Source organism: Streptomyces sp. XM83C (genome assembly GCF_023072675.1).
GTDB classification, from domain to species: domain Bacteria; phylum Actinomycetota; class Actinomycetes; order Streptomycetales; family Streptomycetaceae; genus Streptomyces; species Streptomyces thermocoprophilus.
This window is the reverse complement of sequence record NZ_JALLGL010000296.1, coordinates 1-7,665: the sequence shown is the minus strand read 5'-3', so window position 1 is coordinate 7,665 and position 7,665 is coordinate 1. Positions and strand designations below refer to the sequence as shown.

The following is a 7,665-nucleotide window of genomic DNA, read 5'->3' as shown; positions in this document are numbered from 1 at the left end:
GCCTTGAGACGGCGGTGACGGGGCTTGCGGAGGGGGCGGGGGCTCGGTGTCGTCCCCGTCGCACGGCATACGCCCACTGCCGAGCCCCGCACCCGGGCACCGACCCCGGCAATTCGCACACAGCCCCGTCACCCTTCCGGGTGGCGGGGTTTTCCACAGGTCCGGGGCTCGTCCACAGGGTCGAGCGGGATCGGGCGGGCGGAGGCAGTCTGGCTTCGCGGCGTTCGCGACGGACGCGGTCGCCGCGGCTGCGGTGGGCGTGCGGGAAGCGTGTGCCGCCGCGCCGGACACAGCCGTTCGGGACGGACCCGTCGGCGTGGTTCCGCCCGGTCGACGCCGGTGACGGCCGATCGCGAAGCCGGTCGAGGCCGGCCGGGCGGGGGAGGGGAGTGCACCATGAACGAGACGGTCATCAGCGTGGTGGGCAACGTGGCCACGGCGCCGGTCTACCGGGACCTGCCGTCGGGACCGTCGGCCCGGTTCCGGCTGGCGGCGACCTCCCGGTACTGGGACCGGGAGAAGGCCGCCTGGACGGACGGGCACACCAACTTCTTCACCGTGTGGGCCAACCGGCAGCTCGCCGTGAACGCGGCGTCCTCGCTGTCGGTCGGGGAGCCGGTGGTGGTCCACGGCCGGCTGAAGGTGCGCACGGACGTACGGGACGGACAGAACTGGACCTCGGCGGACATCGACGCGGTGGCGATCGGTCATGATCTGTCGAGGGGTACGGCTGTGTTCCGCCGGACCGGCCGAGGGGAGGCGCCCGCGACGCCGGACCGCCCGGAACCCAACTGGGAAACACCGCCCGCCACTTCGGAGAGCGAGAGCCAACGCGACGCCCCGGAGATCGTGATGACGTGATGTCACATCTTGTCCGCAACCGATGCGGAACGCCCTGATCTGCGCTCGCTGCGGCTTATCGAAGTCAACGCCCCGGAAAAGTCGAGTGGATTTGTCGATAAGCCCAGCTCGCGGGCGGCTCCGGCGATAACGATTACGAGTCGGATCACCGGTCCGGCGGCAGGACGGTGAAACGGGGGTCCGTCGCGTCCCTAGGATGCCGGGCAGAGCTGCCAGGCTCCTGATTCTGCTGGTGGGACCGCGTACCCCCCACGTCGACGGGTCCTGCTCGGAGGGGAATTCCGTGTTTTCTGTGTACGGCCGCGTCGCCGCCACGACGCTGGTGTCCGGGCTCCTCACCGCCGCCGCGTTCGTCGCGGCCGGCCCGGCCGCCGCCGCCGACGACGCGGCGGCGCAGACCCGGGGCGGAGCGAGTGCCGTCATCGGCGGTCTGAAGACGTACGGTGCCGCGGTGATCCACGAGCCCGGCGGCGGGGGCGACCAGCAGGTGTCCGCGGGCCTGTTCGAGATGTCCGTCGACGGCGGCGGCACCCTGCGGACCTACTGCATCGACCTGCACACCGCCACCCAGCGGGACGCCCGCTACCACGAGACCCCGTGGAGCGGCACGTCCCTGGCCGCCAACAAGGACGCCGGCAAGATCCGCTGGATCCTCCAGCACTCCTACCCGCAGGTGAACGACCTCGCGGCGCTCGCCGAGCGGGCCGGCATCAGCGGCGGCCTCACCGAGCAGGACGCCGCCGCGGGGACCCAGGTCGCGATCTGGCGCTACTCCGACCACGCCGATGTCGACGCGCTCGACCCGCAGGCCGAGCAGCTCGCCGACTATCTGCACAAGAGCGCCCGGTCCGTGCCGGAACCGGAGGCGTCGCTCACCCTGGACCCGCCCGCGGTCTCCGGCCGGCCCGGCAAGCCGCTCGGTCCGGTGACGGTGCACACCGACGCCGGCAGTGTCACGGTGACCCCGCCGGCGGACGCCGTGGCGAACGGGGTGCGCATCGTCGGGGCGGACGGCAAGCCGGTCACCACCGCCAAGGACGGCAGCCGCCTGTTCTTCGACGTGCCCGAGGACGCCGCGCCCGGCTCGGCCGCGCTGACCGTGCAGGCGTCGACGACCGTGCCGGTCGGCCGGGCCTTCACCGCGGAGGGACGCAGTCAGACGCAGATCCTGGCGGGCTCCAGCGAGTCGACGGTCTCGGCGACGGCCACCGCGAGCTGGGCCGCACAGGGCGCGATACCCGCACTGTCGGCGGCCCGGAACTGCGTCCAGGGCGGGCTGGACATCACCGCCGGCAACACCGGCGACCAGCCCTTCGTCTTCACCCTGATGGGCAAGGAGTACTCCATCCCGGCGGGGGCGTCCCGGACGGTGACGCTGCCCCTGCTGGAGGACCAGGCCTACGACTTCACGATCACCGGCCCGGCCGGCTTGCAGCAGAGATTCACGGGCGTCCTCGACTGCAAGACACAGAGCGGCACGCCCGAGGTCACCACACAGACCGTCAGTGAGCCCAGCCCGGCCACCATCGGCGGCGTCAGCACGCCGCCCGACACCAACCTCGCCGCCACCGGCGGCTCCACCGCCACCCCGCTGATCGCGGGCGCGGCGATCGGCTTCGTGGTGATCGGCGGCGCGGTCCTGGTCCTCCTCCGCCGCAAGGAACAGCCGGCGCAGGACTGACGACACCCGCCGCCGCGGGGGCCGGCCCGGGACAGGGCCGGCTCCGTCGGTCGAGGGCACCTCGTAGGGCCGGGCCGCTACGAGGTGTTCGTGCCGACGCCGGGGAATCGGCGGCAGGATTGATCGGCTCAGCCGTGATAGGTGATGTACCCGTTGCCGTCCTTGTCGTTGGCCTTCTTGGTGTAGGCGTGGGTGTCGGCGGGCTTTCCGTTCGGCTTGTACAGGTAGATCGTGTCCTTGTCGTTGTTCCAGATGAAGTTGCAGTTCTGCCGGTAGACCTCGTTCCTGGCGTCGGAGTCGGTGCCCCGGCCGCCGCGCAGGCGGACGAAGTCGCCCGGCTCCAGGATGTGGTTGTACTTGAAGACGAAGGTGTTGCCGACGGCGTCCCTGACCTTGTAACCCTTCAGGTTCACCTTGGTCTTCTTCGAGTAGTTCTTGATCGTCAGGTACTCGTTCCTGGTGTTGCCCCCCGAGCACTTGTTGGAGTCCCTGCCGGGGGCGTCGTACTGCACGCCCTTGATCTTCAGCTCCGAGGTGTACTCGGCGGCGTGCGCCGGTATCGCCCCGGCAAGGCCGAGCGCGGCCACGGCCGCGGTCGCTCCGGCGATGGGCAGCGCGCGACGGATGCGCATGAGGATCCCCCCTCAGTGATGCCAAAACGAGCACCCGGAGCCTACACAAGGTGATCAGAGCGTGATGGCAGTGTGAAGGAAATGTGCGCATGCGGCTGCGGTCGCCATCCGGCGGATGGAGACCGTCCTGTCGCCCCGTCGAGCCCCACCCAGGTGATCGACCTCCGGGACCACGAATCGGGCCACTGACAAAAGCCCAGGTCAGACCCCCTTGACGGAACGCGTTTCCGTGCAGGGGTGGCCGTACGGCAAGATGGGGTGTATCTGCCCACTGCCAGATTCAAGCTGCCGGACGGTTTCTCTTGGCTGAGTTCATTTACACCATGCGCAAGGCGCGCAAGGCGCACGGCGACAAGGTGATCCTCGACGACGTCACCCTGAACTTCCTCCCCGGGGCGAAGATCGGCGTCGTCGGCCCGAACGGCGCCGGTAAGTCGACCGTGCTGAAGATCATGGCGGGGCTGGAGCAGCCGTCCAACGGTGACGCCTTCCTCTCGCCCGGCTACAGCGTCGGCATCCTGCTGCAGGAGCCCCCGCTGAACGAGGAGAAGACGGTCCTGGAGAACGTCCAGGAAGGCGTCGCCGAGATCAAGGGCAAGCTCGACCGGTTCAACGAGATCGCCGAGCTGATGGCCACCGACTACTCGGACGCGCTGCTGGAGGAGATGGGCAAGCTCCAGGAGGAGCTGGACCACGCCAACGCGTGGGACCTCGACGCCCAGCTGGAGCAGGCCATGGACGCCCTGGGCTGCCCGCCCGGCGACTGGCCCGTCACCAACCTCTCCGGTGGTGAGCGCCGCCGCGTCGCCCTGTGCAAGCTGCTGCTGGAGCAGCCCGACCTGCTGCTCCTCGACGAGCCCACCAACCACCTCGACGCCGAGTCGGTGAACTGGCTGGAGCAGCACCTCGCCAAGTACGAGGGCACCGTCGTCGCCATCACCCACGACCGGTACTTCCTCGACAACGTCGCCGAGTGGATCCTCGAGCTGGACCGCGGCCGTGCCTACCCCTACCAGGGCAACTACTCCACCTACCTGGAGACCAAGGCCGCCCGCCTCAAGGTCGAGGGCCAGAAGGACGCCAAGCGGCAGAAGCGCCTCAAGGAAGAGCTGGAGTGGGTCCGCTCCAACGCCAAGGGCCGCCAGGCCAAGTCCAAGGCGCGTCTCGCCCGGTACGAGGAGATGGCTGCCGAGGCCGAGAAGATGCGGAAGCTGGACTTCGAGGAGATCCAGATCCCGCCGGGGCCGCGCCTGGGCAACGTCGTCGTCGAGGTCGACAAGCTGAACAAGGCCTTCGGCGAGAAGGTCCTCGTCGAGGACCTCAGCTTCACCCTCCCGCGCAACGGCATCGTCGGCGTCATCGGCCCGAACGGCGCCGGCAAGACCACCCTGTTCAAGATGATCCAGGGCCTGGAGGAGCCGGACTCCGGCTCGATCAAGGTCGGCGAGACCGTCAAGATCTCGTACGTCGACCAGAGCCGCGAGAACATCGACCCGAAGAAGACGCTGTGGGAGGTCGTCTCCGACGGCCTCGACTACATCAACGTCGGACAGGTCGAGATGCCGAGCCGGGCCTATGTGTCCGCGTTCGGCTTCAAGGGCCCGGACCAGCAGAAGCCGGCCGGTGTGCTCTCCGGCGGTGAGCGCAACCGCCTCAACCTCGCGCTCACCCTCAAGCAGGGCGGCAACCTGCTGCTCCTCGACGAGCCCACCAACGACCTCGACGTCGAGACGCTCTCCTCCCTGGAGAACGCGCTGCTGGAGTTCCCCGGCTGCGCCGTCGTCGTCTCCCACGACCGCTGGTTCCTCGACCGTGTCGCCACGCACATCCTCGCCTACGAGGGTGACTCCAAGTGGTTCTGGTTCGAGGGCAACTTCGAGTCGTACGAGAAGAACAAGATCGAGCGGCTCGGCCCGGACGCCGCCCGTCCGCACCGCGCCACCTACAAGAAGCTGACCCGGGGCTGATCGATCTTGCGGCATCTCTACCGCTGCCCGCTGCGCTGGGCGGACATGGACGCGTACGGCCACGTCAACAACGTGGTCTTCCTCCGCTACCTGGAGGAGGCCCGTATCGACTTCCTGTTCCGCCCGGACAAGGACTTCAAGCAGGGGTCGGTGGTGGCACGCCACGAGATCGACTACAAGCGGCAGCTCGTCCACCGGCACCGCCCGGTCGACATCGAGCTGTGGGTCACGGAGATCCGCGCCGCGTCCTTCACCCTCGCCTACGAGGTGAAGGACGACGACGTCGTCTACGTACGGGCCTCCACGGTGATCGTGCCGTTCGACTTCGCACAGCAGCGGCCCCGCCGCATCACCGACGAGGAACGCGCCTTCCTCAAGGAGTACATGGACGACTCCGGCCGGCAGGGGGCCGTCGCCGCATGACGGTGCTCCACCTCGCCGACGAGACGGAGGCGGCGGACCTCGCCGCCTTCCTCTCCCGGCTGCTCCACTACGACCGTGGAGCCGCGGTACGCCTCCAGGCCGCCGGCACGGCACTCGCCGTGTTCGGCCGGCCGCCCTCCTTCGAGGTGCTCGCGATCCGCGCCGTGCGGCTGGCCAAGCCGTACGAGCGCGGCCTCGACGTCACCCTGGACGTCACCGTGTCCGCGGGTGAACTGCTGGAGTCCGTGGACGAGAAGGCCGCCACGGCCGCCGTGCCCGCCGCGGTCACCGGCCCGCCCTGGGCCGGGGTGCTGCCCCCGCGCGGCGGCTGGCGCCGCGAACCCGGCCTGCCCCATCCGGCCGAGCTGCACGCGCTGGTCGGCGCCGCCGTCACCGAGTTCCGCACCCGCACCGGGCAGCTCCCGCCCGAGCAGCGCACTCGCGCCGAACTCGACCGCATAGGCGGGGAGATCTGGTCCCGTACCGTCGGGGAGACCCGGCTGCCCGTGCGCGCCGTGCACGCCGCGCAGTCCTTCGGCTTCCTGCGGCCCCCCGCCGCCGGCACGGGCGACCCCGACGGCGTCGACGACGGGTTCGGGCTGTTCTCCTCCGGTGCCTGGCTGCGGCTGCGCACCCCGTACGGGTCCGTGGCCGTACGCGTCGGGGGCAGCACCCCGGGGCTCGGCGGGCTGGGGAGCCTCGCCGTCAGCGTTCGCTGAGGCCTACGGCGCCCCCTCCGGCCTGCGGCGCCCTCCCGGCCGACAGCCTCCCGGCCTGCGGCGCCCTCGCGGCCGACAGCCTCCCGGCCTGCGGCGTCCTCGCGGCCGACCGCCTCCCGGCCTGCGGCGCCCTCCCGGCCGACAGCCTCCCGGCCTGCGGCGTCCTCGCGGCCGACCGCCTCCCGGCCTACGGCGCCCTCCCGGCCGACAGCCTCCCGGCCCACGGCCCCCCGCGTCCGGCGACCTCCCGATGTGCGGCACCCTCCTGACGTGCGGCCCGTGTGGCCTGCGTGCCCTCCCGATGTGCGGGCCCGTGCGGCGTGCGGCCGGTTTCCCTCGTACCGCCGCTCAGCGTTCCGTGCTGTCGTCCGGCCACACCCCGATGTGGTCCTCCTCCAGTTCCAGCGCCACCCGGTCCCGCATGTCCAGGGCGCGGATGTAGTCCGCCGGGAGCTGGAGCCGGCCGGCCCGGTCGAGCATGGCGTACTCGCGGGCCACGACCCGCTCGCGCCCGGTGGTCTCGTCCACCTCGCTGCGGCGCAGCACCTCCGTGGAGGTTCGGCCGTCGCGGATCGCGACCGTGCGGCGTACCTCACCGGCCACCGCCTGGTCGTGGGTGACGATCACGATGGTCGTGCCGAGACGTTCGTTCGCCGTGCGGAACGCGGCGAAGATCTGCTCCGCCGTGTGCGAGTCCAGCTCGCCGGTCGGCTCGTCCGCCAGCAGCACCGCAGGATCGTTGGCCAGCGCCACGGCGATCGCCACGCGCTGCTGCTGACCGCCGGACATCTCGTGCGGTCGACGGTCACGGCAGTCGGCCACCTCCAGCAACTCCAGCAGCTCCGCGACCCGTTCCGCCCGCGCGTGACGGCCGCGCCGGGAACGGTCCCCGGCGAGCTGCAACGGCAGGGCGACGTTCTGCGCCGCTGTCAGATACGGCAGCAGGTTGCGGGAGGTCTGCTGCCAGACGAACCCGACGACCGTACGGCGGTAGGCCAGCCGGTCCTTGGCGGTCATGGCCAGCAGATCGTGCCCGGCGACACGGGCCGCGCCCGCCGTGGGGGTGTCCAGACCGGCGAGGATGTTCATCAGCGTGGACTTCCCGCTGCCGGAGGCGCCGACCAGCGCCATCAACTCCCCTTCGCGCACCAGCAGGTCCAGCCCCTGCAACGCCTGCACCTCGATGCCGTCGGCGGAGAAGATCCGTACCAGACGGTCGCAGGTGATCAGCGCGTCGTGGCCGTAGTCGGGGGCGCGGCGGGCGGAAGTCGCCTGCTGCGCGAGGTCGGTGAGCGTGGGGTCGGCTGTCATCGGCGTCTCCAGATCTCCAGGTCTCCAGGTTCCGCTCCCGCCCGTCCCCGGCCCGGCCCCCTCACCGGGCA

The 7,665-nt window shown here is 70.8% G+C and carries 7 protein-coding genes; 5 read left to right on the top strand and 2 right to left on the bottom strand.

The window, feature by feature from the left end:
- The first annotated feature begins 396 nt into the window (after nt 1-396).
- Both MTQ10_RS25120 and MTQ10_RS25115 read left to right on the top strand, forming a co-directional pair.
- Nucleotides 397-861 carry a single-stranded DNA-binding protein gene (locus MTQ10_RS25120; protein ID WP_247472435.1) on the top strand — a complete coding sequence of 155 codons (465 nt, stop codon included), beginning with the start codon at nt 397-399 and terminating at the stop codon, nt 859-861.
- Between the two features lie 283 nt (nt 862-1,144).
- Nucleotides 1,145-2,542 carry a Cys-Gln thioester bond-forming surface protein gene (locus tag MTQ10_RS25115; protein WP_247472434.1) on the top strand — a complete coding sequence of 466 codons (1,398 nt, stop codon included), beginning with the start codon at nt 1,145-1,147 and terminating at the stop codon, nt 2,540-2,542.
- A 128-nt stretch (nt 2,543-2,670) separates the two neighbouring features.
- Here MTQ10_RS25115 and MTQ10_RS25110 read toward each other — a convergent pair whose 3' ends face one another.
- Nucleotides 2,671-3,174 carry a lamin tail domain-containing protein gene (locus MTQ10_RS25110; RefSeq protein ID WP_247472433.1) on the bottom strand — a complete coding sequence of 168 codons (504 nt, stop codon included), beginning with the start codon at nt 3,172-3,174 and terminating at the stop codon, nt 2,671-2,673.
- A 302-nt stretch (nt 3,175-3,476) separates the two neighbouring features.
- Here MTQ10_RS25110 and ettA point away from each other — a divergent pair, with 302 nt between their 5' ends.
- Genes ettA through MTQ10_RS25095 form a run of 3 tightly spaced genes read left to right on the top strand, consistent with a single transcriptional unit; the run spans nt 3,477 to nt 6,283 of the window.
- Nucleotides 3,477-5,141, top strand: coding sequence for an energy-dependent translational throttle protein EttA (gene ettA, locus MTQ10_RS25105; RefSeq protein ID WP_247472432.1), 1,665 nt, complete (start codon nt 3,477-3,479; stop codon nt 5,139-5,141).
- Nucleotides 5,142-5,147: 6 nt separating this feature from the next.
- Nucleotides 5,148-5,564, top strand: coding sequence for an acyl-CoA thioesterase (locus MTQ10_RS25100; protein WP_247472431.1), 417 nt, complete (start codon nt 5,148-5,150; stop codon nt 5,562-5,564).
- Nucleotides 5,561-6,283, top strand: coding sequence for a hypothetical protein (locus MTQ10_RS25095; RefSeq protein ID WP_247472430.1), 723 nt, complete (start codon nt 5,561-5,563; stop codon nt 6,281-6,283). Before MTQ10_RS25100 ends, MTQ10_RS25095 begins: the two co-directional genes overlap by 4 nt.
- Nucleotides 6,284-6,631: 348 nt before the next feature.
- Here MTQ10_RS25095 and MTQ10_RS25090 read toward each other — a convergent pair whose 3' ends face one another.
- A complete protein-coding gene (locus MTQ10_RS25090; RefSeq protein WP_247472429.1) occupies nt 6,632-7,594 on the bottom strand; it encodes an ABC transporter ATP-binding protein in 963 nt (320 codons plus the stop codon).
- Nucleotides 7,595-7,665 lie beyond the last annotated feature (71 nt).